This window comes from Micromonospora sp. NPDC049836 (genome assembly GCF_044465125.1).
GTDB lineage: Bacteria > Actinomycetota > Actinomycetes > Mycobacteriales > Micromonosporaceae > Micromonospora.
This window is the reverse complement of sequence record NZ_JBITLH010000003.1, coordinates 319,529-343,401: the sequence shown is the minus strand read 5'-3', so window position 1 is coordinate 343,401 and position 23,873 is coordinate 319,529. Positions and strand designations below refer to the sequence as shown.

22 protein-coding genes are annotated in these 23,873 nt (G+C 74.2%); 15 read left to right on the top strand and 7 right to left on the bottom strand.

Features of this window, described 5'->3' with window-relative positions:
* Positions 1-119: 119 nt before the first annotated feature.
* The 3 genes from ACIBPB_RS09465 to ACIBPB_RS09455 are packed head-to-tail and all read right to left on the bottom strand — an operon-like array spanning position 120 to position 4,304.
* Positions 120-788, bottom strand: a complete 669-nt coding sequence (locus ACIBPB_RS09465; RefSeq protein WP_007072219.1) for a response regulator transcription factor — start codon at positions 786-788, stop codon at positions 120-122.
* Positions 789-795: 7 nt separating this feature from the next.
* Complete coding sequence (locus ACIBPB_RS09460) at positions 796-2,487, bottom strand: GAF domain-containing sensor histidine kinase (RefSeq protein WP_396839096.1); 1,692 nt, start codon at positions 2,485-2,487, stop codon at positions 796-798.
* 14 nt (positions 2,488-2,501) lie between these two features.
* Complete coding sequence (locus ACIBPB_RS09455; protein WP_396839095.1) at positions 2,502-4,304, bottom strand: AMP-dependent synthetase/ligase; 1,803 nt, start codon at positions 4,302-4,304, stop codon at positions 2,502-2,504.
* Positions 4,305-4,481: 177 nt separating this feature from the next.
* Between ACIBPB_RS09455 and ACIBPB_RS09450 the strand changes: the two genes are divergently transcribed.
* The 6 genes from ACIBPB_RS09450 to ACIBPB_RS09425 all read left to right on the top strand — a co-directional run bounded on the left by ACIBPB_RS09450 (position 4,482) and on the right by ACIBPB_RS09425 (position 9,728).
* Positions 4,482-4,937 carry an SRPBCC family protein gene (locus ACIBPB_RS09450; RefSeq protein ID WP_357316294.1) on the top strand — a complete coding sequence of 152 codons (456 nt, stop codon included), beginning with the start codon at positions 4,482-4,484 and terminating at the stop codon, positions 4,935-4,937.
* A 41-nt stretch (positions 4,938-4,978) separates the two neighbouring features.
* The gene (locus ACIBPB_RS09445; protein WP_396839094.1) at positions 4,979-5,632 is read left to right on the top strand and encodes a hypothetical protein; all 654 of its coding nucleotides are present in this window, start codon (positions 4,979-4,981) and stop codon (positions 5,630-5,632) included.
* Positions 5,633-5,705: 73 nt separating this feature from the next.
* Positions 5,706-6,653, top strand: a complete 948-nt coding sequence (locus tag ACIBPB_RS09440; protein WP_357316287.1) for an ROK family glucokinase — start codon at positions 5,706-5,708, stop codon at positions 6,651-6,653.
* Position 6,654: 1 nt separating this feature from the next.
* Complete coding sequence (locus ACIBPB_RS09435) at positions 6,655-7,356, top strand: endonuclease/exonuclease/phosphatase family protein (protein WP_396839092.1); 702 nt, start codon at positions 6,655-6,657, stop codon at positions 7,354-7,356.
* A gap of 103 nt (positions 7,357-7,459) precedes the next feature.
* The gene (locus ACIBPB_RS09430; protein WP_357316279.1) at positions 7,460-8,863 is read left to right on the top strand and encodes an NAD(P)-binding domain-containing protein; all 1,404 of its coding nucleotides are present in this window, start codon (positions 7,460-7,462) and stop codon (positions 8,861-8,863) included.
* 40 nt (positions 8,864-8,903) lie between these two features.
* Entirely contained in the window at positions 8,904-9,728 is an 825-nt protein-coding gene (locus ACIBPB_RS09425; RefSeq protein ID WP_357316276.1) for an alpha/beta fold hydrolase, read from the top strand.
* 14 nt (positions 9,729-9,742) lie between these two features.
* Here ACIBPB_RS09425 and ACIBPB_RS09420 read toward each other — a convergent pair whose 3' ends face one another.
* Together ACIBPB_RS09420 and ACIBPB_RS09415 are read right to left on the bottom strand one after the other, a co-directional pair.
* Positions 9,743-11,161, bottom strand: a complete 1,419-nt coding sequence (locus ACIBPB_RS09420) for a trehalose-6-phosphate synthase (protein ID WP_396839091.1) — start codon at positions 11,159-11,161, stop codon at positions 9,743-9,745.
* A 162-nt stretch (positions 11,162-11,323) separates the two neighbouring features.
* Complete coding sequence (locus ACIBPB_RS09415; protein WP_396839090.1) at positions 11,324-12,175, bottom strand: DUF308 domain-containing protein; 852 nt, start codon at positions 12,173-12,175, stop codon at positions 11,324-11,326.
* 329 nt (positions 12,176-12,504) lie between these two features.
* Between ACIBPB_RS09415 and ACIBPB_RS09410 the strand changes: the two genes are divergently transcribed.
* Positions 12,505-13,197, top strand: a complete 693-nt coding sequence (locus tag ACIBPB_RS09410) for a lysophospholipid acyltransferase family protein (protein WP_357316266.1) — start codon at positions 12,505-12,507, stop codon at positions 13,195-13,197.
* A 193-nt stretch (positions 13,198-13,390) separates the two neighbouring features.
* On the opposite strand, the gene ACIBPB_RS09405 is transcribed toward ACIBPB_RS09410, so the two are convergent.
* Positions 13,391-16,972: an ATP-binding protein gene (locus ACIBPB_RS09405; protein WP_396839089.1), complete on the bottom strand. Its 3,582-nt coding sequence runs from the start codon at positions 16,970-16,972 to the stop codon at positions 13,391-13,393.
* Between the two features lie 188 nt (positions 16,973-17,160).
* On the opposite strand from ACIBPB_RS09405, the gene ACIBPB_RS09400 reads away from it, so the two are divergent.
* A complete protein-coding gene (locus ACIBPB_RS09400) occupies positions 17,161-17,379 on the top strand; it encodes a hypothetical protein (RefSeq protein WP_396839088.1) in 219 nt (72 codons plus the stop codon).
* A 122-nt stretch (positions 17,380-17,501) separates the two neighbouring features.
* Here the strand turns inward: ACIBPB_RS09400 and ACIBPB_RS09395 are convergent, their stop codons facing one another.
* On the bottom strand, positions 17,502-18,194 hold the full coding sequence (locus ACIBPB_RS09395) for a Crp/Fnr family transcriptional regulator (protein ID WP_046571116.1): 693 nt from the start codon (positions 18,192-18,194) through the stop codon (positions 17,502-17,504).
* Positions 18,195-18,441: 247 nt separating this feature from the next.
* On the opposite strand from ACIBPB_RS09395, the gene ACIBPB_RS09390 reads away from it, so the two are divergent.
* The 7 genes from ACIBPB_RS09390 to ACIBPB_RS09360 all read left to right on the top strand — a co-directional run bounded on the left by ACIBPB_RS09390 (position 18,442) and on the right by ACIBPB_RS09360 (position 23,870).
* Positions 18,442-18,939, top strand: a complete 498-nt coding sequence (locus ACIBPB_RS09390; protein WP_396839087.1) for a polyadenylate-specific 3'-exoribonuclease AS — start codon at positions 18,442-18,444, stop codon at positions 18,937-18,939.
* A gap of 71 nt (positions 18,940-19,010) precedes the next feature.
* Positions 19,011-19,514: a pyridoxamine 5'-phosphate oxidase family protein gene (locus ACIBPB_RS09385; RefSeq protein WP_396839086.1), complete on the top strand. Its 504-nt coding sequence runs from the start codon at positions 19,011-19,013 to the stop codon at positions 19,512-19,514.
* Between the two features lie 179 nt (positions 19,515-19,693).
* A complete protein-coding gene (locus ACIBPB_RS09380) occupies positions 19,694-20,722 on the top strand; it encodes a 6-phosphofructokinase (RefSeq protein ID WP_357316594.1) in 1,029 nt (342 codons plus the stop codon).
* Positions 20,723-20,795: 73 nt separating this feature from the next.
* A complete protein-coding gene (gene proC / locus ACIBPB_RS09375) occupies positions 20,796-21,614 on the top strand; it encodes a pyrroline-5-carboxylate reductase (RefSeq protein WP_357316248.1) in 819 nt (272 codons plus the stop codon).
* 276 nt (positions 21,615-21,890) lie between these two features.
* Positions 21,891-22,808: an urease accessory protein UreD gene (locus ACIBPB_RS09370; RefSeq protein ID WP_357316226.1), complete on the top strand. Its 918-nt coding sequence runs from the start codon at positions 21,891-21,893 to the stop codon at positions 22,806-22,808.
* Between the two features lie 16 nt (positions 22,809-22,824).
* Positions 22,825-23,109 carry an urea transporter gene (locus tag ACIBPB_RS09365; RefSeq protein WP_396839083.1) on the top strand — a complete coding sequence of 95 codons (285 nt, stop codon included), beginning with the start codon at positions 22,825-22,827 and terminating at the stop codon, positions 23,107-23,109.
* Positions 23,013-23,870, top strand: a complete 858-nt coding sequence (locus tag ACIBPB_RS09360; protein ID WP_396839082.1) for an urea transporter — start codon at positions 23,013-23,015, stop codon at positions 23,868-23,870. Before ACIBPB_RS09365 ends, ACIBPB_RS09360 begins: the two co-directional genes overlap by 97 nt.
* The last annotated feature ends 3 nt before the right edge of the window (positions 23,871-23,873 follow it).

Below are 23,873 nucleotides of genomic sequence, written 5' to 3'. Positions count from 1 at the left end.
GACCACCGTCGTTGCGTCACTGTCCGATCACGGTACGCGGCCGGGGTTGCCCGGCATGCCGGAGCGGCCCGCGCCCCGGGCGGGTACGCGGGCCGCTGGCCGACGGGCGTCGGTGCGGGTCAGAACTTGGGGGCGTCCGGTGCCTCGAGCAGGCCCAGCCGCAGCGCGGTCATCAGCGCCTGGGCCCGGTTGGCGGCGCCCAGCTTCTCGTAGAGCTTCGAGATGTGCGTCTTGGCGGTGGACTCGCTGACGAAGAGCTGCTTGGCGATGCCGGCGACGCTCATGCCGTCGGCGAGCAGCCGCAGCACCTGGCCCTCCCGTGGGGAGAGCTGCGGGCCGGACGGGGCCAGCCGGCGCTTCATGGCCTCGGCCAGGTCGGCGGCGGTGAACGCGCTGGGGGAGGAGGCGGCGTGCCGGGCGGCGGCCACCACCTCGTCGGCCGGGGCGGTCTTCGGCACGAACGCGCTCGCCCCCGCCTCCAGGGCGCCGAAGAGCTGGTCGTCGCCGGCGTACATGGTGAGCACCACGATGCCCATCGAGGCGCTGGACTTGCGCAGCGCGCGGGTGGCCTCCAGGCCGCTGCCGTCGGGGAGCCGCAGATCCATGATCACCACGTCCGGCTGGAGGGCGCCGGCCTGGCGCACACCCTCGGCGGCCGTGGCGGCCTCGCCCACGACCTCGAACTGCCGGTCCCGCTCGAAGGCGTGCCGCAGTCCCTTGCGGATCAGGTCGTGATCGTCGACAAGGAGAACCTTGGTACGGGTGGCCGGTGTCGGACTAGTGGTCATCCTCGGGTTACTCCCCTTCTGCTGCTGCGCTGCCGCGCACCTTATCGCGCCGGGGCGAGGAGCCGAGTACCACCGCCACGGTCGTGCCGCTGGGTCGCCGCGGCCTGATCTCCAACCGGCCCCGGATACGTTCCGCCCTCTCCGCCATGATCGCAAGACCATAGTGCCCGTCGGGGCGCTGGTCACCGATGCCGTGACCGTCATCCGACACTTCAATTTGCGCGTACGGCGGGTCGACCTCACAGGTGACCCACAAATTCGACGCGCCGGCGTGCTTGCGCGCGTTGGTGACCGCCTCCTGCGCGATCCGCAGCAGCTCCGCCTCGGTGGCCGCGGGCAGCCGGGCGGTGGACTCGTCCAGCGACAGGTGCACCCGCAGCCCGCCGGACGCGCCGACGGTGCGAGCGTACTCGGCGATCGCGGCGGCCAGGCCGCCGTGCCGGTCCACCTCGCTGCGCAGCTCGAACAGGCTCAGCCGCAGCTCGGTGATCACCCGGGTGACCTCCTGCCGCAGCGTCCGCAGCGACTCGGCGGTCTCCTCGGCGTCGTCGTGCACGGTGGCCAGGGCGTTGTCGATGCCGTACCCGACCATCACCAGTTCCTGGGCGACCCCGTCGTGGATCTCCCGGGCCAGCCGCTGCCGCTCCTCGTTGGTGGCCAGCGAGCGCACCTCGTCGAAGAGCAGCGCGGCCTCCAGCCGCAGCGCCGCCGGCCCGGTCAGCGCGGTCACCCGGGACACCACCGCCGGCGGGTACGCGTGCGGGGCGTCCGCCTCGACCACCACCAGGCCGACCGTCCGCACCCCGGCGACCAGCGGCACGATCAGCGCGGAGACCTCACCGGTATGCCGGGAGCGGGCCTGCGAGCGGGCGGCGGTCTGCGGCTGCTGGCTGGCCCACGCGTCGGCGATGGCGGAGTCCGCGTCGAGGGTGGTCTCCCAGTCGACCCGGTCCGCGCCGATCTGGGCGAGCACCACCAGCCGGCCGCCGCCGGAGGCGGAGAGCACCGCGCCCCGGTCGGTCTTGGCCACCGTCCGCAGCTCCTCCAGCAGGTGCTCGGAGATGCCCCCCGGGTCCAGGGTCGCCCCGGGCAGCTGGCGGGCCACCGTGCGCAGCTGGGTCAGCAGCCGGGTGGCCTCGGCGTACGGCTGGGGCTTGCTCTCGCCGCGCACCCGCACCACCCGCTGGAAGGTGCCGGCCGTGTACAGGCCGAGGCCGGCCAGGATCAGCCACTGGGCGCAGACCGCCAGGTAGCCGAGCTGGCCGAGCTGCGGCTCGCCGCCGACCTCGGTGAACGCGGCGCTGACCAGCAGGGTGGCGGCCGCCACCGCGAGCAGCGCGGCGCCCTCCCGGAACCGCCGGCGCAGCGCCGTCACGGTGACCGGCACGGCCAGGTACGGCAGCACCGCCGAGGCGCCCAGGCCGCCGGTCACCCCGGTCAGCCGGGTGTCGGCGGCGATCTGGCTGGCGGCCAGCCCGAGCACCACCACCTCGGCGAAGCGGCTGAGCAGCCCGAGCAGCCGGTGCTGCGGGGCCAGCACGGCGGGCAGCCCGGCGACGCCCAGCAGGGCGATCCACCACAGCGCCGCGGCGTCGCGGGTGGCGAACAGGGTCAGGGCGGCGACCAGCGCGAGGAGGACCAGGCGGGCGGCCGCGGCGAGCGGCTGCGTCTGGGGCGGGCTGGGTGTGGAGGCGGGCACGTGACGGATCGTAGTCAGCCCCGGTAGATATCCGCGATCTCCGCGGCGTACGTCTTGTGCACGACCTGCCGCTTGACCTTCAGCGAGGGGGTCAGCTCGCCGGTCGCCTCGGTGAAGTCCTGCGGCAGGATCCGGAACACCTTGATCGCCTCGGCCTTGGAGACGGACTGGTTGGCCCGGTCGATCGCGTCCTGGATCTCGGCCCGCAGCGCCTCGTCGTCGCGCAGCCCGGCGACGTCGGTGGTCTCCGGGCGGCCGTGCCCGGCCAGCCACTTCGGCAGGGCCTCCTCGTCGATGGTGACCAGCGCGGCGATGAACGGCTGCCGGTCGCCGACCACCACGCACTGGCTGATCAGCGGGTGCGCCCGGACCTGGTCCTCCAGCACCGCCGGGGCGACGTTCTTGCCGCCGGCGGTCACGATGATCTCCTTCTTCCGGCCGGTGATCCGCAGGTAGCCGTCCTCGTCCAGCTCGCCCAGGTCGCCGGTGCGGAACCAACCGTCGGCGCTGATCGCCTCCGCGGTGGCCGCCTCGTTGTGCCAGTACCCCCGGAAGATGATCTCCCCGGAGATGAGGATCTCGCCGTCGTCGTCGATCCGGATGGTGACGCCCGGCAGCGGCCGCCCGACCGTGCCGATCCGGGTGGCCGACGGCAGGTTCGCCGCGGCCGCGGGGGAGGTCTCGGTGAGGCCGTACCCCTCGCAGATGGTCACCCCGATGCCCCGGAAGAAGTGCCCGAGCCGCGCGCCGAGCGGCGCGCCGCCGGAGATCGCGTCCCGGCACCGGCCGCCCATCGCGGCGCGCAGCTTGCGGTAGACCAGCCGGTCGAAGACGGCGCGCTGGGCGCGCAGCCCCACGCTCGGCCCGTCGGCGGTCTCCAGCGCCTCGCTGTACGCGATGGCGACCTTCTCCGCCCGGTCGAAGATGCCGCCCTTCCCGTCGGCCTCGGCCTTCTGCCGGGCGCCGTTGTAGACCTTCTCGAAGACCCGGGGCACCGAGAGCACGAAGGTCGGCCGGAACTCCTGCAGCTCGTCGACCAGGTTCTTGGTGTCCGCGCAGTGCGCCATGGTGGCCCGGGCCTGCACCACGCCGATCTGGATGAGCCGGGCGAAGGCGTGCGCCAGCGGCAGGAAGAGCAGGGTGGAGGCGCCCGGGCGGAACAGGTTCGGCAGCACCGGCACCGCGTTGGCGATGTCGGCGTACATGTTGCGGTGGGTCAGCACGCAGCCCTTGGGGCGGCCGGTGGTGCCGCTGGTGTAGATGATGGTGGCGATGTCGTCGGCCCGGAGCGTGCTGCGGCGTACCTCGATGTCGGCCGGGTCGACCGCGTCGCCGGCGGTGACCAGCTGGTCCACCGCGCCCAGCTCGATCTGCCACACCTCACGCAGCGCGGGCAGCCGGTCCCGGATGCCGGCGACCAGGGTGGCGTGCCCGGTGGTCTCCACCACCACGGCGACCGCGCCGGAGTCGGCCAGGATCCAGGCGGCCTGCTCGGCGCTGGAGGTCTCGTAGATCGGCACGGTGACCCCGCCGGCGGCCCAGATGGCGTAGTCGAGCAGGGTCCACTCGTAGCGGGTGCGGCTCATCAGCGCGACCCGGTCGCCGGGGTTGACCCCGGCCGCGACCAGGCCGCGGGCCACCGCGACCACCTCGTCCCGGAACTGCCGGCAGGTCACGTCGGTCCACGCGCCGCCGTCGCCGGCCCGCCGGGCGAACTGCACGGCGTCCGGGGCGACCTCGGCGTTGTCCCAGACCGGGTCGGTCAGGTTGGCCGCGTCGCCGACGGTGACGATCGGCGGGACGGAGAACTCGCGCACCTGCACTCCCTCGTGCTCGCACTGGCCGGGCCGGCCATGGACGGCTGTGTCGAAACCTACCCGGCGCCGTCGCCGAGTGCCGGAGGGAGGTTGCCCGCCCGGCTGCTGGGACACCCCGCGCGCGCCCGGGTGGGGTGGAGCGGCGCGGGGCGGGCGCCCGCCGGGTAGCCTCCCCCCATGGCGGACTCCTCCACCCAGTCGATCATCGTCGGCGCGTCACCGGACGACGTGGCGGCGGTCATCTGCGACTTCCCCCGGTACCCGGAGTGGGCCGAGGCGGTGCGGCGCGCGGAGGTGATCGAGGAGTACGAGGACGGGTACGCCAGCCAGGTCCGGTTCACCATCGACGCGGGCGTGATGGCCGACGAGTACGTGCTGGCCTACGAGTACGCCGAGGACATCTCCCGGATCGAGTGGCACCTGGTGGCGCCCTCGAAGATGCAGAAGTCCCAGCGCGGCTCGTACGACCTGGCCGGGAATCCGGACGGCACGACCACGGTGACCTACACCCTGGAGGTGGAGCTCTCCGTGGCCATGCTCGGCATGTTTCGCCGCAAGGCCGAGAAAATGATCATGGATGCGGCGTTGAAGCAGCTCAAGCGCCGGGTAGAAGCACCCGGTGCGGCCCACTGACCCGACCGGCCGACCGGTCGCCACGGTAGAGGAGCCGACCCATGGGCACCACTGATCCGGGTTCGGCCCGGGAAGAGGCCGAGCGTCTCGTCGCCATGCTGCTGGCCAGCGCCCGGCTGGCCGCCGCCTCGCCCGGGGCCGGTCCCTGGGGTCCGCTCGGTGGGATCCTCTCCGGTGTGCTCGGTCACACCCCCGACGCGGCCGGCGTCGGCGACCGGGACCCGGCGGCGGGCGGCGGTCCGGGGCGATTCGCCACCGGATCGGCGGAGTGCTGCGTCTGCCCGGTCTGCCGGGGTATCGCCGCGCTGCGTGACCCGAGTCCCGAATTCGCCGAACGCCTCGCCACCGGCGCGGGTGATCTCGCGGCCGGGGTGGCCAGCCTGCTGCGCGCGTTCGCCCCGGACGGTCCCGCCGCCCCGACCGGGCCGGGCACCGACCAGGCGACCGCCGGGCAGCCGAGCGGGGACCACGTGTGGCGCGAGGCGACCCGTACCGGGCATGATTCTCAGCCGGCGCCCGAGCAGGACGTCTGGTCCGCCGCCACCCGCGCGGAGGAGGCGGCCGAGCCGGAGCCCGTCGACGTCGCCGGGCCGGACGTGCCGGCCACCCGCCGGCCGCCGGCCGGCCGACCCGCGGTGCCCGCCTCGCGGGCGTCCGGCGAGGTGGGCGAGGACGCACCAGGCGACGGGGCCTGAGCACCGGACATCCTGACGTCGCACGGCCGGTCCGGCCGACGTCGGGCAGCACAGCAGAGGGGAGTTGGCAGCGGTGACGCTGACCATCGGAGTCGACGTCGGTGGCACGAAGGTGGCCGGCGGTGTCGTGGACGACACCGGCACAGTGCTCGTGCAGACGCGACGGGACACCCCCGCCGACGACGTGGCCAAGACCCGGGACGTCATCATCGAGGTGGTCGCCGAACTGGCCACCGGCCGTACGGTCGAGGCGGTCGGGATCGGCGCGGCCGGCTGGATCGACGCCTCCCGGTCCACCGTGCTCTTCGCCCCCAACCTGGCGTGGCGGGACGAGCCGCTGCGCGCGTACGTCAGCAACGCCACCGGCCTGCCGGTGGTCGTGGAGAACGACGCGAACGTGGCCGCCTGGGCGGAGTTCCGCTACGGCGCCGCCCGGCACGCCGACGACTCGATGGTCATGTTCACCATCGGCACCGGGGTCGGCGGCGGCATCGTGCTCGGCGGTGAGCTGCTGCGGGGCGCCAACGGCATCGCGGCCGAGCTGGGCCACATGCTCACCGTGCCCGACGGGCACCAGTGCGGCTGCGGCCGGCTGGGCTGCATCGAGCAGTACGCCAGCGGCAGCGCCCTGGTCCGGTTCGCCCGCGCCGCCGCCCGCCAGGAGCCGCACCGCGCCGTCGCCCTGCTCGAGCTGGCCGGCGGCGAGGCCGAGGCGGTCACCGGCCCGATGGTGACCGCCGCGGCCAAGGGCGGCGACCCCGTCTCGACCGAAGCGTTCGCCCAGGTCGGCCGCTGGCTGGGCACCAGCCTCGCGGACATGGCACAGATCCTCGACCCGCAGGTGCTGGTGGTCGGCGGCGGCGTGATCGACGCCGGTGAGCTGCTGCTCGGCCCCACCCGCCGGTCGTACACCGACGCCCTGGCCCAGCGCAGCCGGCTGCCCGTGGCCGAGGTACGCCCGGCCGAGCTGGGCAACACCGCCGGCGTGATCGGCGCCGCCGACCTCGCCCGGCGGATCTGAGGTGCCCGGCGGGGGCGTGCCGCTGCGGGTGGTGTCGTACAACATCCACAGCCAGCGGGACGACACGGCCGCGCTGGCCGAGGTGGTCCGGGCCGCCACGCCCGACGTGGTCATCGTGCAGGAGGGCCCCCGGCGGTTCCGGTGGCGGCAGAAGACCGCCACGCTGGCCGACTCGTTCGGCCTCGTGGTGGCCGCCGGCGGGCTGCCGTCGCTGGGCAACGTGCTGCTCACCAGCCTCCGGGTCCGGGTCACCGGCACCCGCTGCCAGCGCTACCCGCTGACTCCCGGCCGGCACCTGCGCGGGGCCGCGTACGCCGAGTGCCGGGTCGGCGGGAGCCGGTTCCTGCTGGCCGGCTCGCACCTGTCCACCGACCCGGCGGAGCGGCCGGCGCAGGCCGCCGCGTTCAAGCGGGAACTGGCCGCCGCGACGCTGCCGGTGGTGGCCGGCGCCGACCTGAACGAGGGGCCGGACGGGCCGGCCTGGCGGACGCTCGCCGAAGGGCTGACCGACGCGGCGGTGGCGATGGACCGGGCCGACCGGCACACCTACTCCTGCGCGAACCCCCGTCACCGCATCGACGGGCTCTTCGTCGACCCGCGCGTCACGGTCGTCGACTACGACGTGCTGGACACCCCGCGTACCCGGCGGGCCAGCGACCACTTCCCGATCCTGGTCGACCTGCTGCTGCCCGCCGCCGGCTGAGCCCCGCCCCGCCGGGCGCGGGCGGGGCTGGACAACGGCGGGCATTCTCGGCAGGATTTCGCACCGACCCGGCCCGCGTGCCGCACAAAGGAGATGTCCCCCGGTGCCCTCCTCCACCGACCTCGGCCGCCCCGACCCGGACTCGGCGGTCGCCCTGACCCGCGACGGCCGCCCGGTCTCCGACCGGGGCGACACCGTCTGCGTGATCGGCGCCGGCGCCAGCGGCCTCACCGCCGTGAAGAACCTCCGCGAACACGGCTTCGGCGTGGACTGCTACGAGCGGGAGACCGGCGTCGGTGGGGCCTGGAACTGGCGGCACGACCGCAGCCCGGTGTACGCCAGCACGCACCTCATCTCGTCCCGGCCGTTCACCCAGTTCCCCGACTTCCCGATGCCGGACGACTGGCCGGACTACCCGCACCACGCCCAGCTGCTGTCCTACTTCGAGCGGTACGCCGACCACTTCGACCTGCGCCAGCACGTCTGGTTCGGCACCGAGGTGGTCCGGGTGGAGCCGGTCGAGGGGGACCGCTGGGACGTCACCACCCGCAGCACCGGCGGGTACGGCCCCGAGCGCACCTCGCGCTACGCGGCGGTGGTGCTGGCCAACGGGCACAACTGGTCGCCCAAGCTGCCCCGCTACGAGGGGCTGGAGCAGTTCCGCGGCGAGGTCATGCACGCCTCGTCCTACAAGGACCCGGCCCAGCTGCGCGGCAAGCGGGTGCTGGTGGTCGGCGCCGGCAACACCGGCTGCGACATCGCCGTCGAGGCGGCCCAGCAGGCCTCCCGCTGTTGGCACTCCACCCGCCGCGGCTACTGGTACGCCCCGAAGTACGTCTTCGGCCGCCCGGCCGACCAGGTCAACGACACCCTGCTGGCGCTGCGCGTGCCGCTGCGGGTACGGCAGTGGCTCTACCACTGGACGCTGCGGCTCACCGTCGGCGACCTGACCCGGTTCGGTCTGCCCAAGCCGGACCACCGCGTCTACGAGACCCACCCGATCGCCAACAGCCAGCTCGTCTACTACGTCGGGCACGGGGAGATCACCCCGGTGCCGGACGTGGCCCGGTTCCACGACCGAACGGTGGAGCTGACCGACGGCCGGGAGATCGACCCCGAGCTGGTCGTCTTCGCCACCGGCTACCTGCCGCGCTTCGAGTTCCTGGGCGGCGGCGTGCTCGGCGACGAGGAGGGCACCGGGCGGCCCCGGCTCTGGCTGAACGCGTTCGCCGCCGGCCACCCCACCCTGGCCGTGGTCGGCCTGGTCCAGCCCGACTCCGGCATCTTCCCCATCGCGCACTGGCAGAGCGTGCTCTTCGCCCGGCTGCTCGCGCTGCGCACCAGCCGGCCGGAGCGGGCCGGCGCGTTCGCCCGCCGGGTCACCGCCGGCGTCGGCGAGCGCTACTCGGGGAAGGTCAAGGACAGCACCCGGCACTGGTTCGAGGTCGGGCACGCCGACTACCTGCGCGCGCTCCAGCGCGCCCTGTACGAGCTGGAGGGCAAGTGACCCGGGTGCGTGCCACGGTCGTGACCGAGGGAGCGGCGCAGTGAGCGCCGAGCGGGTCCGGGTCGTCCGGGCCTGGGAGTGGGCCCGCCCGGAGCGCGCCGCCCGCCGCGAGGTGCTCTCCGCGCTGCCCCCGCTGGAGCAGGCGAAACCGCCGCTGCTCTTCGTGCCCGGCTTCGGGCACGGCGCGTGGGCCTTCGCCGAGCACTGGCTGGAGCACGCCGCGTCCCGCGGCTTCCCGGCGTACGCGGTGAGCCTGCGCGGGCACGGCGGCAGCGAGCCGGCGCCGGGCGCGACGCTGCGGTCGTACACCCATGATGTGGTCCAGGTGGCCGCGGGCCTGCCGCGGCAGGCGGTGCTGGTGGGGCACGGCGCCGGCGCCCGGGTCGTCGCGCACGCCCTGGCCCGCTACCCGGCCCGGGCCGCGGTGCTGGTGGCGCCGGTGCTCGGCGACTGGGCGACGTTCGGCACGGCGCTGCGCCGCAACCCGCTCGGCACCCTGCCCGCGGTCCTCGGGGCCGGCCTGCGGCTGAACCGCCGGCAGCTGTTCAGCCGGGAGCTGCCCGACGCCGACGCCCGCCGGTACGCCGCCCGCCTGGGCCGGGCCAGCCGGCGGGCGCAGTGGCAGCTGCTCACCGGCCCGGGGCCCGAGCCGGCGGTGGGCCGCCCGCCGGTGCTGGTGCTGGGCAGCCCGGACGACCGGGTGGTGCCGCCGGCCGCGCTGACCCGGGCCGCCCGCCGGTACGCCTCCGCGCCGCTGCTCTTCCCCGGGATGGGGCACGACCTGATGCTCGACGCCCGCTGGCGGGAGCCGATCGACGCGATCCTGGACTGGCTGGAGAAGGACCCGGCGCCGGCGGCGGGCTGACCGCCGGCGCGCGGTCAGTCGACGGTCGCGAGCCGGCTGAGCAGCGAGCCGGTGTGGTCCAGCGCCCGCAGGTACGACCGGGCCCAGGCGTGGATGTCGTGGTGGTGCAGGTGCGCCCGCATCGCCCGCATCCGGGCCGAGACGTCCTCCGGGGTGGCCCGCAGCGCGGCCAGCAGCGCCTGCTTGAGCCCCTCCAGGTCGTGCGGGTTGACCAGGTACGCCTGCTCCAGCTCGGCGGCGGCCCCGGCGAACTCGGACAGCAGCAGCGCCCCGGTGTCGTCCACCCGGGCGGCCACGTACTCCTTGGCCACCAGGTTCATCCCGTCGCGCAGCGGGGTCACCGCCATCACGTCGGCGATCCGGTAGAGGGCGACCAGCTCGGCCCGGTCGAAGGGCTGGCTCAGGTAGTGGATGGCCGGCTCGCCCACCCGACCGAACTCGCCGTTGATCCGGCCGACCTGGTGTTCCACCCGCTCCCGCAGGATCTGGTACTGGCCGACCCGTTCCCGGCTCGGCACCGCCACCTGGATCAGCACGGTGCCCGGGATCTTCACGTCCCCGCTGGCCAGCAGCTCCCGGTACGCCTTGAGCCGCTGCTCGATGCCCTTGGTGTAGTCCATCCGGTCGACGCTGAGGATGACGTGCTCCGGGTCGCCGAGGTCCTGGCGCAGCCGGCGGGCCCGCTCGGCGACCTCGGGCCGGGTGGCCAGCGCGGCCATCTCGGCGGTGTCGATGGAGACCGGGAACGCGCCGATCCGCACCACCCGGTCGCCGACCCCGATCCGCCGGTCGGTGGCCGGCAGCTCCAGCACCTTCGTCACGAGCTGGGCGAAGTTGTGCGCGGCCTGGGCCCGCTGGAAGCCGATCAGGTCGGCGCCGAGCATCCCGCGCAGCAGCTCGGCCCGGCGGGGGAGCTGCATGAACAGCTCCGGCGGCGGGAACGGCACGTGCAGGAAGAAGCCGATCCGCAGGTCGGGGCGGAGGTCGCGGAGCAGCCCCGGCACCAGCTGGAGGTGGTAGTCCTGCACCCAGACCAGGCCGCCCGGCTCGGCCACCTCGGCGGCGGCCGCGGCGAACCGCTGGTTGACCCGCTGGTACGCCTCCCACCAGCGGCGGTGGTATTCGGGCTGCTCGACGGCGTCGTGGTAGAGCGGCCACAGGGTGGCGTTGGCGAAGCCCTCGTAGTGGTCGCGCAGGTCCTCGCCGCTGAGCGGCACGGCGTGCATCCGCACCCCGTCCACGGCGGGCAGGTGCGGCGCCGGGCCGGTGCCGCCCGCCCAGCCGACCCAGGTGGCCGGGGTGTGCCGCAGCAGCGGGTGCAGGGCGCTGACCAGGCCACCGGGGCTGCGGCGCCACTCGAAGGCGCCGTCCGGCGCCACACTGTCGTCGATGGGCAGCCGGTTGGCCACCACCACGAGGGGGCTCTGTCGCATCTCGGGCGTTCCGATCAGCAGGGGGGACCGGCCGACGCGGCGAGGAGCGATCCGGACAGCCGGTGCGGGATGTGACGGACAGCGGTATTCCTACTGACCGTAAGTTACACCCCTGTTACGCGATCGGCCGGGGGCGCGGGCGTCCCGCGATCCGGGCGGCGGTCAGACGACCGCGCCGTCGTCCGGGTCGTGGTCCTCCGGGTCGCCGGGGCGCAGCCGCCAGATCAGCATCACGAACCCGGCCAGGATGCCGGTGAAGCCGAACAGGGTCACCAGCGACGGGTCCACCACCGACAGCAGGGCGGGGGAGAGGAAGAGCAGGAAGCCGAGGACGATGCAGAGCACCCCGACCACGGCGTACTTGGAGAAGCGGGGCAGCGGCGGCGGTGGCGGCGGGGTGTAGTGGTCATCCTCCCCGCCCGGCAGGTCCGCCCCGAAGGTGTCCAGCCCGTCCAGCAGCGACGGCTCGTCGGCCTGGCCCCGGCCGAGCGACACGCCGGAGATGTCCGCCGCGTACGGCAGGCGGCGCACGTCGGTCGCGGTCGGGCCGGCGGTCTCCTCGGCGCGGCCGCCGGCGCCCGGGCCCGGCCCGGCCGGGTCGACCGGGTCATCGTCGTCGTCGACGTCCTCGGCGGCGGGCCACGGATGGCTGCCGGCCGCCGGGGTGGTGTGGAAGCCGGCGACGATCCGCGCCCACTCGGCCTCGATGTCCGGCTCGTCGTCGCGGGCGGGCTCCCGGCCCCCCTCGTCGGCCAGCTGGGTGAGGTAGTCCCGGGCGGTGGTCAGGTGCGAGCGGTCGACGTAGAGCCGGTCGACCGGGCGGGGCGGCACCGTGGTGGTGCGGGTGACCGGGTTGAGGTCGGCGGAGGGCTGGAGGTACGCGGCGATGCCGCCGGCGGCCAGCACGTCGAGCAGGTGCTCGCCGACGCGCGGGTCGACGTCGCCCGCGACCGCGTACTCGGCCGCGTCGAGCCCGTTGTCCCGCCGCCCCCGGCGTGCCCCACCCGCTGACACCGGACACCCTCCCTCGCCGCACCGTCGTGCGTCCGCTCCGGCGCTCGATACGCCTGCGACAACCTCGGCCCGGCGGGCGATGTTCCCGGACCGGATGAGGGCCGGCCCGACGCCCCGCCACGACCCGAGGTGGTCGTGCTTTGAATCGTGACACGTCGGGACCCGGTTCCGGGAGTGCGTTGTGGCGTGCCGCTCCCGGTTCGTAGGCTTCTCCCCGACAGTCCCGCTCGCCGACGGCGCCCCGGGCACGGTCCGGGCGTGGCCCGGCGGCCCGCACCGGGGGTCCCGGCGGCCCGGGCGTCACCGTTCCCGGCTGCGGAAGGACCCCGGTGCTGTACTGGCTGCTGAAGTACATCATCCTCGGCCCGCTGCTGCGGCTGATCTTCCGCCCGCAGGTCGACGGGCTCGAGCACGTGCCGGAGTCCGGCCCGGTCATCCTGGCCAGCAACCACCTCTCGTTCTCGGACTCGATCTTCACGCCGCTCATCGTCAAGCGAAAAGTCACATTCATCGCAAAGGCGGAGTACTTCACCGGTAAGGGCCTCAAGGGCTGGCTGACCAGGATGTTCTTCGTCGGCTCCGGGACCATCCCGGTCGACCGCTCCGGCGGCCGGGCCGCCCGCGCCGCGCTGGACACCCAGCTCAGGGTGCTGCGGGCCGGGGGCATCGCCGGCATCTACCCGGAGGGCACCCGCTCGCCCGACGGCCGGCTCTACCGGGGCAAGACCGGGGTGGCCCGGCTCGCGCTGGAGAGCGGCGCCCCGGTGGTGCCGATGGCGATGCTCAACTCGGACGCCATCCAGCCCACCGGGCAGCTCATCCCCAACCTCGGCCGGGTGCGGATCCGCTTCGGCCGGCCCCTGGACTTCTCCCGGTACGCCGGGCTGTCCGGCGACCGGTTCGTCGAGCGGGCCGTGACCGACGAGATCATGTACGAGCTGATGGAGCTCTCCGGCCGCGAGTACGTCGACACGTACGCCCAGAAGGTGAAGGCCACCCCCCGCCAACCCGTCCCCGCCTGACCCCCGCCCCGTCCGCCCCCGCCCCCGCCCTCCGCCGCCCGTCCGGGCGCCGGGGTGTCCCGGGCGTGGGGCGCGGATTGCGGCGAACCGGCCCCATCCCGCGCCGGGTAGGGCCGATTTGCGGGAGAGCGTGCCTACCGTCCGACCACCTTCCGCCCGACCACCTTCCGCCCGGGCGGGCCGGCCGGGCGGGTCAGCAGGCGACGGCGGGGCCGGTGTCCGGCACCGGGCGGCGGGCCAGGGCGAGCAGGCCGGGCGCCTCGTTGCGCTGGGCGAAGGCGCGTACCTCGGCCAGCGGCGCGGCGGCCGCGGTGTCGCCGGCCAGCTCCAACTCGCCCGCCGCGAGGGCGAGCGCCAGCATCCGGTCGGTGACGTCCGGAATCCGGGCGTAGATCTCGGCGCCGGCCAGGTGCAGCTCGCCGGCCCGCCGGTGGTCGCCGTCGGCCGCGGCCACCGCCCCGGTCACGGTCCGCAGCGCCGCCTCCGACCAGGGCGTGCGGTGCTCGATCCGGTCCAGCATGGCGCGGACCCGCACCGCCGCGTCCCGGCCGGCCAGAGCGGCCGCGTACGCCGCCGCGGCGATCCACTCGCCGCTGGCCAGCGCCGGCACCGCCGACCACGCGTCGGCCAGCTCGTCGATCAGCTCGGCGGCCTCGTCGGCCCGGCCCTGCAACGCCCGGCAGAGCGCGGCCATGCCGAGCATGGTCCAGCGCGGCCGGTGGAAGCCGCTGCGTCGGGCGCTGTCCAGCGCGGCGGCCACGTCGTCGCGGTGCCGGGGCGACTCCGGCGCGGCGTCGCCACGCTGGGTCGGCGCCGGCCGGGGCGCCGGCGGTACCAGCTGCCCGCGCAGCACCAGCAGGCACGAGCGCAGGCCCCGGACCTGCATGTCCCAGCCCCCGGTCGGGGTGTCCAGAAACGCGTCGGCGGCGGCGATCAGCCGGCCGAAGTCGCCGTCGAAGTAGGCCCGCATCGCCTCGCCGGAGTAGCTGGTGGCCAGGGTCTGCCCGCTGCCCCGGGCCGCCGGCGCGGTGGACAGCAGCGCGTCCGAGCGCAGCCAGTCGCCCTCCTCGCGGACCGCGTACGCCAGGTTCTGCAGGGCCCGGGGCAGCGCGAGCAACTGCTGGGCGCGGCTCGACTCGACCAGCGCGTGCAGCTCGTCCAGGCCGGACCGGTCGCCCGACTGGTAGCGGGCGGTGGCCGCGGTGATCCGGGCGCTGACGTTGACCTCGACCAGCCCGAGCCGCGCCCCGATCCCGGCCGCCGCCTCGGCCGCGACGACCGCCGCGTCCCGCTCGTAGTTGAGCATGTGCAGCCGGCCCAGCTCCGCGTACGCGTCCGCCTTCTGGGCGCTGTCCGGCAGCGGCTCGAACAGGGCGACCGCCCGGTCCAGGCAGGCCACCGCGGCGGCGTGGTCGGCGCGCAGCCAGGCGGCCTGGCCGAGCAGTGTCCAGGCCCGGGCCGCGCAGGCGTCGTCACCGTGCGCGAGCAGCCGGCCGGCGAGCGCGTGCAGCTGCTCCGGCCCGCCGCCGGAGAGGAAGCCGTTGCCGTCCCGGTAGAACGAGATCTCCGTGCTCAGCAGCTCCAGTTGCAGCCGGCCGACCGGGTCGCTGTCGTCGGCCAGGCCCAACGCCCGGCCGGCGTGCGCGGCGGCCGCGTCCAGCCCGTGCAGGGCGTACGCCCGCCGGGCGGCCCGGTGCAGCGCGGCGCGTGCCGGACCGGCGTAGCGGTGGGTGTCCAGGCCGAGGGTGCGGGCGATCTCGTGGGCGGCCCACCGGTGGTGCGCGAGTACCTCAGCCAGGTCGGTGTCCCGGCTCTCCGACAGCGCGTCCAGCCAGTCCGCGGTCCGCTCGTGCCGGGCCACCCGCTCGGTACGCGGCAACCGCTGGTAGCAGACGTCCCGGACCAGTACGTGCCGGAACCGGAACTCCGGCTGCCCGGCCATCGTGGACGCCGCCTGCTCGTGCACGAAGTCGCGCTGCTCCAGCCGGCGCAGCGCCCGCTCCACCGACTCCACCTGCTGGCCCAGCGCGGCGGCCACCGCGCCCGGCCAGAACTGCACGCCCACCGCCGAGGCGGCCAGCAGCACGGCCCGGTCCTTCGCGTCGAGCAGGTCGACCCGGTTGGCGATGACCGCGTGCACGCTCTCCGGCATCGGCAGGTCGAGGTGCTTCTCCAGCGACCAGCCGCGGCCGGACTGGCGCAGCGCGCCCTGCTCGATGAGCATCCGGACGTACTCGTGGGCGTAGAGCGGATTGCCGCCGGCCACCTCGACCAGCGGGGTGAGCATCTCGGCGGGGAACGCGGCCTGGCCGAACATGTGCGCGTAGAGCGCCGCGATGCCGGTGTCCCGCAGCGGCGGCAGGGTGATGGTCACCGAGCCGGTGATCGTCCCCGCCCAGGTCGGGTCGCGGTCGACCAGCTCCGGGCGGGCGGTGCAGAGCAGCAGCAGCGGCGCGTCCCGGGCGGCGGCGCCGAGCAGGTCGACGAAGCGGAGCATCGCGTCGTCGGCCCAGTGCAGGTCCTCGAAGACCAGCACGGTGGGGCGCCGGGCGGCGAGGGCGAGCAGGAAGCGCCGCCAGGCCGACTCGGCCTCCTCGGCCGGCAGGGCGGGCCCGGCCAGCCCGACCAGGGGGCGCAGCGCGTCGACCACCCGGTCCCGTTCCGCGGTGCCGACCAGTTCGGCGACCGCGCTGGTGAGCCGCTGCGCCGCGGCGGACGCCGGGTCGGTGTCGAGGATGCCCGCCTCGGTCTTCACGATGTCGGCCAGCGCGGCGAAGGTGACGTTCTCCCCGAACGGCGGGCACCGCCCGGTACGCCAGGTGAGCGGCTCGTCGACCAGCCGCTCGGCGTGCCGGTGCAGCTCGCGTACCAGCCGGCTCTTGCCCAGGCCGGCCCGGCCGAACACGGTGACCACCTGCGGCAGGCGGTCCCGCAGTGACCGGTGCAGGGCGTTGACCAGCATGCCCAGCTCGTGCTCGCGGTCGATCAGCGGTGTGGTGTCGGGCTCCCGCTCGGTGGGCTGGCGACGGACCGGGGCGAGGGCGAGCCAGACCTCGGTGGGGGTGGAGCGCCCGCGCAGGGTGATCGGGGGCTGCTCCTCGTAGCGGATGGCGTCCTTGGTCAGCGCGTGGGTGGCGCCGCAGACCAGCACCCCGCCGGGCGGGGCCACCGACTGCATCCGGGAGGCGGTGTTGACCACGTCGCCGGCCACGATCGCCTGCCCGCCGTCGCGGGCCGCGGCCACGTCCACCAGCGCCTCGCCGGTCGCCACGCCGACCCGGAAGCGCAGCTCGTCGTGGCCGGTCGGGGCGAAGCGGGTGAGCACCCGCTGCAACTCCAGCCCGGCCCGTACGCAGCGCAGCGCGTCGGTCTCGGTGGCCACCGGGGCGCCGAAGAGCGCCATCACCGCGTCCCCGATGTACTTCTCGACGACCCCGCCGTACTGCCCGACGACCCGGCGGGCGGCGGAGAAGAAGCCGGTCTGCATGCCGCGGACCTGCTCTGGGTCGGCCCGCTCGACGTACGGGGTGAAGTCGATCAGGTCGACGAAGAGCACGCTGACCCGGCGGCGGTCCTCCTGCGGCGCCGGCACCGGCTGCTTGGCGCCGGTCCGGGGCGCCCCGCACGAGGTGCAGAACGTCACGTCGGCGGCGAGCGGGCGCAGGCAGTGCGGGCAGACGGCACCCAGCTCCGCGCCGCAGCCCCCACAGAAGCGGTCGCCGTCGGCGGCGGTACGTCCACAACGGTCACACAGGGCGGAGATGACAGCCTCCACTGATCTTCCGGCCGGGCCCGGCCGGGACGCCACCCCCCGCGGCGTCTCTCCGGTGAGTATCGCGGCTGGCGGGACTGTCAGGTACCGGGCTGTTGGCTTGTGGACACTCGTCCGGGCAGTCAGTGCGGCGGTACGCGGACTACATTCATGCCGCCGGGACGACGACGACCGCGATCAAGGGGGACACCATGGTGTACGTGAAGCTGGAGAGCGACTGGACCGACGCCGACGGAGTGCCGCACACGGCGGGCGAGTCCGTCGACGTGGACGCGGCCACCCTGGCCTCCCTCCAGGCCGAGGGCATCGTCAGCGAGGGGTTCGGTGGCGGCGGCAAGGACGGCACCGACTGGGCCGGCCCGACCGGCACCACCACCAACTGGGCGGGGCCGACCAGCACCACCCCGTGACAGCGCGCGGGTGAGCCCGACGACGCGGCCGTGGCGTTCGACGCCCCGGCCGCGTCGTGCGTTCACCGGCCGGGTCGTGCGTTCACCGGCCGGGTCGCGCGTTCACCGGCCGGGTCGTGCGTTCAGCGGTCGTTCATCCCGGCGCGGCGGCGCAGCGCGGCCACATCGGTCACCACGATCCGGCGGCCCTCGGTACGCAGCCAGCCCCGGCTGGCGAACGAGCCGATCGCCTGGTTGACGCTCTGCCGGGAACCGCCGGCCATCTCGGCGAGCTGGCTCTGGTTGAGCTCGATCGTGATCATCGGGGCCTGGCTCTCGCCGGCCAGCCGGACCAGCGTCTTGGCCACCCGGCCGGGCAGGTCGAGGAAGACGTGGTCGGCGTTCTGCTCGGTGAGCCGGCGGATCAGCTGGCCGAGCGAGCGCATCACCGCGTCGAGGATGCGCGGGTTGGAGTGCACCAGCTCCATGAAGGCGGGGCGGGACAGCGCGAGCGCGGTGCAGTCCTCGATCGCCTCGGCGGACGCCGAGCGGGTGGAGGCGTCCAGCAGGGACACCTCGCCCAGCACGTCCGGCGGGCGGATCACCGACAGCACGGCGCGTTCGCCGGTCGGCGCGGTGCGGAACACGGCCACGGCGCCCCGCCGCAGCACGATCAGCGACTCGCCGGGGTCGTTCTCCACGAAGAGCAACTGACCCTTGCGGTACGTACGCGGCACGGCCGCGGCGATGACCCGCTGCCGCACCTCCGGCTCGAGCCCGGCGAACATCTCCACGCCCGTGAGCGCGTCACCCGGCTCCGGCAGGCGAACCTCCACGGCCCAACCCCTCCCCGGTCAAGGACCCCAACTCGCACACCGGGTGAACCTGTCATCCCCGGTACGAGGCATCAGAACCGGTTCGGCGTCCGGTAGCGGTACACATCAGATCATGACGGTCCGGTCGCTTGCTGTACACCCCTGGAAACACTTCCGTGACCCTGCGCGGGCCCTCGGCGCTGGGCCGATGACCTCGACGGACGCCCCGGCGGCGGGCGGGCGGCGGCGGTGGGCGAGGATGGTGGGGATGGTCTACCGCTATTTCTACGACTGCGAGTTCATCGAGGACGGCCGGATCGTCGACCTGGTGTCGATCGGCGTCGTCGACGAGCACGGCCGCGAGTTCTACGCGGTCTCCACCGAGTTCGACGACTCCCGGGCGGTGCCCTGGGTGCGCCGCAACGTCCTCGACAAGCTCCCCTCGCCGGCCGACCGGGCCTGGCGGTCCCGGGAGCGGATCCGCGACGACCTCCACGAGTTCCTCATGGCCCCGGTCCGGGACCGGCCGGGCGAGCAACTGGAACTCTGGGCCTGGTACGCCGCGTACGACCACGTGGTGCTGGCGCAGCTGTGGGGGGCGATGCCGGCGCTGCCCCGGGAGATCCCGCGGTTCACCAAGGAGCTGCGCCAGCTCTGGGACGACCGGGGCCGGCCGCGGCTGCCTGAGGCCGAGGCGGACCGGCACGACGCGCTGGTCGACGCCCGGCACAACCTGGCCCGCTGGCGGGCCATGACCGCGCGGTGACCTGTCGGCAGGTTTGACCGGTTCTGTCCTGGGCACGGGTCGAGATCAAGTCGAGCCGAGGGAGAGCCGCCATGAGCAACCGAGCGACCGGCGTCGAGGACGCCCGCCACCGGGTCACCGAACTCATCCGGGACGCCCGCATCTGCCTGCTGACCACCACGGCCGTGGACGGGCGGCTGGTCAGTCGCCCGATGGGGCTGCAGGCGGCGGAGTTCGACGGTGACCTCTGGTTCTTCACCTACGCCAACTCGGCCAAGATCCGTCAGATCCGGGTGAACCCGCAGGTCAATGTCGGCTTCTCCGACCAGCGGCAGCACGCCTGGGTGTCGGTGGCCGGCACCGCCGCCGAGGAGTGGGACCGCGACCGCGCCGAGCGGCTGTGGCACCCGCTGCTGCGGACCTGGTTCCCGGACGGCCCCGACACCCCCGGGCTCACCCTGCTCAAGGTGCACGCCGGCACGGCCGAGTACTGGGACTCGCCGGGCGGCGCGATGGTCACCCTGGTCGGCCTCGCCCGGGCGGCGGTGACCGGGCGGCCGCCCCAGCCGGGCGAGAACCGCGAGGTCGGCTACTGACCGGTAGCCGTCCGATGGGCGCGCCGCGGGCCGGGGCGCGGTGTCGGCGGACCCCGGCGCCGACTACAGTGCGCAGTGACGGCCCGCCCCGGGCCGGCAACGGCGCCGATGGTCTGACCTGACACATATCCTGGGGCTTATCCGGGCTTCACCTGATGCTCCAGGAGGATGAGCAGATCATGCGTATCGGCGTGCTCACCGGCGGCGGCGACTGCCCAGGTCTCAACGCGGTGATTCGGGCGGTCGTCCGCAAGGGCGTCGCCACCTACGGTCACGAGTTCGTGGGCTTCCGGGACGGCTGGAAGGGCCCGCTGGAGGGCCTGTCCAAGCCGCTGGGCATCGCGGAGGTGCGCGGGATCCTGCCGCGCGGCGGCACCATCCTCGGCTCGTCCCGGACCAACCCCTTCAAGATTGAGAACGGCGTCGAGCGGATCAAGGAGAACCTCGCCGCGCAGGGCGTGGACGCCCTGATCGCGATCGGCGGCGAGGACACCCTCGGCGTGGCCACCAAGCTCCACGAGCTGGGCGTGCACGTGATCGGCGTGCCGAAGACGATCGACAACGATCTGGGCGCCACCGACTACACCTTCGGCTTCGACACCGCGGTCAACATCGCGATGGAGGCGATCGACCGGCTGCACACCACGGCCGAGAGCCACCACCGCACCCTGGTGGTCGAGGTGATGGGCCGGCACGCCGGCTGGATCGCCCTGCACGCCGGCCTCGCCGGTGGCGCCAACGTGATCCTGCTGCCGGAGCGGCAGTTCGACGTCGAGCAGGTCGCCGGCTACGTCGAGAAGCGCTTCCAGCACCAGTACGCCCCGATCGTGGTGGTCGCCGAGGGCGCCCAGCCGATGGAGGGCCAGATGGTGCTGCACAACCAGGAGCTCGACGCGTTCGGCCACGTCCGCCTCGGCGGCATCGGCCAGTGGCTCGCCGAGCAGCTGGAGGCGAAGACCGGCAAAGAGGCCCGCACCGTGGTGCTCGGCCACATCCAGCGCGGCGGCACGCCCACCGCGTTCGACCGGGTGCTGGCCACCCGGCTGGGCCTGCAGGCCATCGACGCCGCCCACGAGGGCGACTGGGGCAAGATGGTCGCGATGCAGAGCACCGACATCGTGCGGGTCCCGCTCGCGGAGGCCACCCGGGAGCTGAAGACCGTGCCGCTGGAGCGGTACGCCGAGGCCGAGGTCTTCTTCGGCAGCTGAGCGACGGCCGGTGGCGCGGCGGACCCGGAGCGGGCCGCCGCGCCCCGCCGCACGGCGAGAGGGGTACGGCGTCATGGCACCCGAGGTGCACACGGTCGCGGTGATCGGCGCGGGCAAGATCGGTGAGCTGATGCTCTCCGGGCTGCTCCGCTCCGGCTGGCCGGTCGAGCGGCTGCTCGCCACCGCCCGGCGGCCGGCCCGCGCCGAGGAGCTGACCGCCCGCTACGGCGTCCGGGTGGTGGACAACCTCACCGCGGTGGACGAGGCGGAGGTGCTCGCCGTCTCGGTGAAGCCGCAGGACGCCGGGGCGCTGCTGGACGAGATCGGCCCCAAGGTGCCGGCCGACAAGCTGGTCATCTCGCTCTGCGCCGGCCTGCCCACCGCCTTCTTCAACCGCCGGCTGCCCGAGGGCACCCCGGTGGTCCGGGTGATGACCAACACCCCGGCCCTGGTCGACCAGGCGATGAGCGCGATCTCCCCGGGGGCGTACGCCACCGGCGCGCACCTGGCCCTGGCCGAGGAGATGTTCAAGCCGCTCGGCGCCACCCTCCGGGTGCCCGAGTCCCAGCAGGACGCGGTGACCGCGCTCTCCGGCTCCGGCCCGGCCTACTTCTACCTCCTGGTCGAGGCCATGATCGACGCGGGCATCCTGCTCGGCCTGCCGCGTCAGGTGGCGCACGAGTTGATCGTGCAGACCGCGATCGGCTCGGCGGTGATGCTGCGCGACTCCGGCGAGCACCCGGTCAAGCTGCGCGAGGCGGTCACCTCGCCGGCCGGCACCACCATCTCCGCCATCCGTGAGCTGGAGAACCACGGCGTACGCGCGGCCATGCTGGCGGCCCTGGAAGCGGCCCGGGACCGGGCCCGCGAACTCGCCGCCCAGGCCGACTGAGCCCACGGCCGTCCGGACCCGGCCGGGATGGGCCCCGCCGGGGCCCGGCCGCGCAGTGTCGCGGCGCCCGTCAGTCCGGCCGGGAAGTGCCGCGGCGCCAATCAGCCCGGCCGCGGAGTGCCGCGGCGCCGGTCGGCCCGGCTGCGGAGTGTCGGCGCCGGTCGTCCTGGTCGCGGCGATTGTCGCGGCGCCGGTGGGCCCCGGCGCGTTGAGTGCTTCCCATGGCGAACGCCCCGGTCGCGGCGAGCACCGCGCGGGAGGTCGGGCCGTGCCCGCATGACCTCTCTGGACACCGTCCGGGAACTGGCCTCGTACCAGGACCAGCCGGCCCAGTTGCCCGCCGCGTCGAACGGCAAGGTCGGCGTGCTGCGGCTGGGTTTCCAGCGGCGCGGTGAGCGGACCATCCTCCGCGACGTCTACCGGCAGTCGCCGCTGCTGGTGCAGGGGGCGCTCTACTGGGACCAGGAGATGCCGGACCTGCCGTGCGTCATGATCCTGACCACCTCCGGGGGCGTGCTCCAGGGCGACCGGCTGCGGATGGACGTCGACCTGGGGCCCGGCGCGCAGGCCCACCTGGTCACCCAGGCCGCCACCAAGATCCAGGAGATGGACGCCAACTACGGCACGCAGAGCCAGAGCTTCACCCTGGCCGAGGACGCCTACCTGGAGTTCCTGCCCGAGCCGGTGATCCCGTTCCGGCGCAGCCGGTTCGTCTCCGACACCCGGGTACGGCTGCCGGAGAGCGCGACCATGCTCTACGCCGAGGTGCTCCAGCCCGGTCGCAAGTACTACCGCGACGGCGAGATCTTCGCGTACGACCTCTTCTCCGCCACGGTCCGGGCGGAGCGGCCCGACGGCCGGCGCCTGTTCGTGGAGAAGTTCGTGATCACTCCCGGCCGGTTCCCGGTCTCCCGGATCGGGATGATGGACCGCTTCCACGTCTACGGCACCGCCGTGCTGCTCACCGACCCGGACCGGGCCGCCCGGGTGTACGCCCGGACCGCGACGCCGGTGTGGGACGAGGTGACGCCGCTGGCCAGCGCCGTCAGCCGGCTGCCCAACGACGCCGGCCTGGTGTTCAAGGTGCTCGGCCAGGAGACCGAGCCGGTCCGGGCCGCGGTACGCGCGTTCTGCGTGGCCGCCCGCGAAGAGGTGACCGGCTGCACCTTCCCGCCGGTCTTCAGTTGGCGTTGAGACCGAGGGCATCGAGATGGCCGACATCGGACGAGGCTGGCACCACCTGGCCGACCGGAACCCCCTGGTCGGATTCGTCGACGCCTGCCTGCGCGGCGCCGCACAGGTGGTGCTCCAGAACAACCCACTGAGCGGCCTGCTCATCCTCGCCGGACTCGCCTGGGGAGCGGTCGAGAGCGGCAGCCCCGGGTCTTCGGCGGCGGCGTGCTCGGGCTGGTCGTGGGCACCGCGACCGCGTTGGCGCTCCGGGTCGACCTGGCCAGCTGGCGCAAGGGGCTGTTCGGCTTCAGCCCGCTGCTGACCGGACTCGCGGTGCCGACGTTCCTCGACAAACGCCCGCTGATGTGGCTCTACCTCGTGCTCGGCGCGGCGGCGACCGTGGTGGTCACGCTCGCGCTGAACGCGGTCTTCAAACGCTGGAACCTGACCGCCTACACGTTCCCGTTCGTGCTCACCACCTGGTTCCTGCTGATGGCGGCGTACCAGTTCGACCGCTTCACCGTGCTGACGAAGCTGACCCCGAAGTTCCCCGGCGAGGGGTCGTCGACCGGCGGCACCTTCGACTGGGGGCTGGTGCCGAGCTTCCTGCACGGCGTGTCCCAGATCTACCTGATCGAGAGCTGGGTCACCGGCCTGCTCATCCTCGTCGCCCTGCTGATCAACTCCCGGTGGTCGGCGCTGTTCGCGGTCATCGGCAGCGTCGGCGCGACCCTGCTGGCGCTCTGGTTCGGCGCCGACGGCGCGTCGCTGGACAAGGGGCTGTTCGCCTTCAACGCGGTGCTGACCGCGATCGTGGTGGGTGCGGTGGCCCACCGCCCCGGCCCGCTGGCGACGGTCTACACCCTGTTCGGCATCGCGCTGACGCTGGTCGTGCAGATGGCGCTGACCACCATGCTCACCCCGCTGGGCATCCCGGTGCTGACCGGACCGTTCAACATCGCCACCTGGCTGTTGCTGCTGCCCGACCGGCACTTCGCGCCGGTGCCCAACCACGAACGGGTCAAGGACACCGTCGTGTCCGCCGTCCGGCGCTCCGTCGAGCGCCCGGGAAGAGAGGGGTAGTTG

Excerpts from the sequence above, each read along its gene's own strand:
- ACIBPB_RS09365 (WP_396839083.1), top strand. The coding sequence starts at position 22,825 with ATGGCCGACATCGGACGAGGCTGGCACCACCTGGCCGACCGGAACCCC.
- proC (WP_357316248.1), top strand. The coding sequence starts at position 20,796 with ATGGCACCCGAGGTGCACACGGTCGCGGTGATCGGCGCGGGCAAGATC.
- ACIBPB_RS09385 (WP_396839086.1), top strand. The coding sequence starts at position 19,011 with ATGAGCAACCGAGCGACCGGCGTCGAGGACGCCCGCCACCGGGTCACC.
- ACIBPB_RS09370 (WP_357316226.1), top strand. The coding sequence starts at position 21,891 with ATGACCTCTCTGGACACCGTCCGGGAACTGGCCTCGTACCAGGACCAG.
- ACIBPB_RS09445 (WP_396839094.1), top strand. The coding sequence starts at position 4,979 with ATGGGCACCACTGATCCGGGTTCGGCCCGGGAAGAGGCCGAGCGTCTC.
- ACIBPB_RS09450 (WP_357316294.1), top strand. The coding sequence starts at position 4,482 with ATGGCGGACTCCTCCACCCAGTCGATCATCGTCGGCGCGTCACCGGAC.
- ACIBPB_RS09400 (WP_396839088.1), top strand. The coding sequence starts at position 17,161 with ATGGTGTACGTGAAGCTGGAGAGCGACTGGACCGACGCCGACGGAGTG.
- ACIBPB_RS09465 (WP_007072219.1), bottom strand. The coding sequence starts at position 788 with ATGACCACTAGTCCGACACCGGCCACCCGTACCAAGGTTCTCCTTGTC.
- ACIBPB_RS09380 (WP_357316594.1), top strand. The coding sequence starts at position 19,694 with ATGCGTATCGGCGTGCTCACCGGCGGCGGCGACTGCCCAGGTCTCAAC.
- ACIBPB_RS09420 (WP_396839091.1), bottom strand. The coding sequence starts at position 11,161 with ATGCGACAGAGCCCCCTCGTGGTGGTGGCCAACCGGCTGCCCATCGAC.
- ACIBPB_RS09390 (WP_396839087.1), top strand. The coding sequence starts at position 18,442 with ATGGTCTACCGCTATTTCTACGACTGCGAGTTCATCGAGGACGGCCGG.